The organism is Actinomycetes bacterium, from assembly GCA_036510875.1.
GTDB lineage: Bacteria > Actinomycetota > Actinomycetes > Prado026 > Prado026 > DATCDE01.
Genome location: DATCDE010000266.1, coordinates 1 through 2,788, shown reverse-complemented (window position 1 = coordinate 2,788; position 2,788 = coordinate 1). Strand labels below are relative to the sequence as shown.

The 2,788-nt window shown below is 67.4% G+C and carries 2 protein-coding genes; both read left to right on the top strand.

What is annotated here, in order from left to right; genetic code table 11:
* Positions 1-408: 408 nt before the first annotated feature.
* Complete coding sequence (locus VIM19_15430) at positions 409-1,560, top strand: IS630 family transposase (GenBank protein ID HEY5186251.1); 1,152 nt, start codon at positions 409-411, stop codon at positions 1,558-1,560.
* Positions 1,561-2,233: 673 nt separating this feature from the next.
* On the top strand, positions 2,234-2,416 hold the full coding sequence (locus VIM19_15425; protein ID HEY5186250.1) for a hypothetical protein: 183 nt from the start codon (positions 2,234-2,236) through the stop codon (positions 2,414-2,416).
* Positions 2,417-2,788 lie beyond the last annotated feature (372 nt).

Sequence of the window (2,788 nt, the reverse complement as noted above, 5' to 3'; positions counted from 1 at the left end):
TCACTCCTCCGAAGGATTCCCGCAGCACCCGGTAGGCCAAGCGTCCCTCCCCCGACCGCCTCAGCGACCGCGCGGCGATGCCAACAGACACGAAGAACCCCACCAGCAGAACTGCCGCCCCGATGGCCTCGAAAACCTGGGCCACGTGGTCCATGGTCTCGGCGAAGGTCATGGTCACGCAGCCTAGGGCCTTCCCACAGAGCCAGGCGGCGACCCCGGCCGTCGCCCGCTCTGGGGTGAGGCTCGGCGCGCCCCTGGGACGTGCAGGGATGATCCGATCCTGCAACGGCGGATCGCGGTCACCTGCGACACCGGTGGCGGACGCTGGACATGAACCCGTTGCCGCCCACGAGACGGCCGCCTAGCGTCATGCGCCGTTAATTCGTTCAATATGTTGTAGACTGAGGTATGCCACGTACCGGGCGCCCGAAGGCCGTGCTGGAGTTGACCGACGCGGAACGCGAGCAGCTGTCTGGGTGGGCGCGTCGGCGTACGTCTGCGCAGGCTCTGGCGCTGCGCTCACGCATCGTGCTGGGGTGTGCGAGCGGGCTGTCCAACAAGGAGGTCGCGGCCCGGGAGAAGGTGTCGGAGCCGACGGTGGGCAAATGGCGCTCGCGGTTTGTCGAGCTGCGGCTGGACGGGCTGGACGACGACCCGCGTCCGGGGCGTCCGGCGTCGATCACCGCCGAGCAGGTGGAGGACGTGGTGGTGGCCACGTTGGAGTCGACCCCGAGGAACGCCACGCACTGGTCGCGGGCGTCGATGGCCGAGCGCAGCGGGCTGTCGAAGTCCAGTGTCGGGCGGATCTGGCGGGCCTTCGAGCTCAAGCCGCACCGCACGGACGGGTTCAAGCTGTCCACCGACCCGCTGTTCGTGGACAAGGTCTTCGACGTGGTCGGGCTGTACCTGAACCCGCCGGAGGCCGCGGTGGTGCTGTGCGTGGACGACAACAGCCAGGTCCAGGCGCTGGCCCGCTCCCAGCCGGCGTTCCCGATGATGCCCGGCATGCCGAACAAACGCACCCACGACGACGTCCGGCACGGCACGACCAGCCTGTTCGCGGAGTTCAACACCGCCGACGGCACCGTCATCTCCTCCCTGCACCGCCGGCACCGCACCAGCGAGTTCAAGAAGTTCCTGGCCACGATCGACAACCAGGTCCCCGACGACCTGGACGTGCACCTGGTCTGCGACAACTACGGCACCCACAAGAGCCCCGCGATCCGCACCTGGCTCGACGCACACCCCCGTTTCCACATCCACTACACCCCGACCTACTCCAGCTGGATCAACCAGGTCGAGCGCTGGTTCGGTCTGCTCACCGAACAGCTCCTGCAGCGCAGGGACCACCGCAGCGTGCAGGCCCTCGAGCGCGACATCCGGGCCTGGGTCAAGGCATGGAACGACAACCCCAGGCCATTCATCTGGACCAAGAGCGCCGAGGAGATCCTCACCTCCCTCGGACGACTTCAAAAACGAATTAACGGCGCAGGACACGAGCCCAAGGCCCGAGCCAGTAACCGATCTCGGTGGTGCGACTGGCCCAATCGGTGTGCTTGAGGTCGATCCCACCGGCCAAACGGTTCTCGACCTCGATCCCAAGGACAAGCCCTCGACCGGATTCCTGCTGCTGGGATGCCATCGCGAAGAGCATGCCAACTGTGCCCAGGCCCAGGTTCCGGCAGAACCCTGGTCGATGCCTATCCTGCAGAGCGGAGTCTGCGGATCATGCATGCTTCGATGGCTCTCCGCGCATCAGGTCCTACCGGCTGGAGGAGACGGGAGCGGTGCCCTCCGGTTCCATGACGGCAATCTGAGCCAGGATGTCGAGCAGATCAACAGCCCGAGGCTCGTTGATGGCGTTTCTGACGGCAGGTAGTAGGCGATGACCAGGTCCAGAAGACTGATGAAGACCGCGAATACCAGCACCGTTGCATCCGTCAGTCGAGCCGGAGCCGTTGTCCGGACGAAACACAGTGAAGAACGTTCCGCGACCTGGTCTGGCACCCGCCAGCCTGGTTGCACCGTGCTCCCGGTGCCCATGCTGGGTAGTACTGGCTACTGGGCGGGCGGCACTGATCCCGCTCGTCTTCGATGAAGGCGGTCACGATGGCCACCGCCTCCTCGTGAGCCAGCCGCCGGTAGGAGCGGCGGGGTGCCACGTTGGGCTGGTACCCGGCGACCTCCACGGCCTTAGCCCAGGACCCGAACCGGCGCACCAGGGCCGCGCGCGATGGCATGGTTCCCCGCCCCGCCGACCCCGGTCGTGGAGCCCTACTTCCCGGCCTCCGACACCACAGCCAACGGCCAGGCCAACGGCAACGGCACGGCGAACGGTCATGCCAGCCCCGCGGCGAACGGCAACGGCCACGGCACCGTCGACCTGACCCGGCCGTACCCCACCAGCCACAGCTGACCCACCCGTACACCCGGCCCGGCCGGCATTCCCGCTGCCGGCGTCCGAGCGCCTCAAGCCGTTCACTCTTTCTTCTTGACCAGCAACTAAGGTAGGACTAACTTCGCGGCACGGCGCCCGATCGGGCGCCAACAAGAGTGGCCGCGCCCCGAAGGGCGAGGCTGACAGGTGTGCCGGGTGCGCGGGTCCCGGCCTCCTGCTGACCCCGCATGGACTCCCGGGTGCGACCCATCCCACATGGGGGACAGCATGACGGCACACAGACGATTGACGGCACGCAGAAGACCGCATCGGGCGCTGCTCGCCTCGGCCGCGGCGATCGCGACCGCCGGGTGGCTGGTGGGAGGCTTCGCCGCACCCGCATCCGCAGAT

What these genes read in the sequence shown, in the direction of transcription:
- VIM19_15430 (HEY5186251.1), top strand. Translation starts at nt 409, where the DNA reads ATGCCACGTACCGGGCGCCCGAAGGCCGTGCTGGAGTTGACCGACGCG.
- VIM19_15425 (HEY5186250.1), top strand. Translation starts at nt 2,234, where the DNA reads ATGGCATGGTTCCCCGCCCCGCCGACCCCGGTCGTGGAGCCCTACTTC.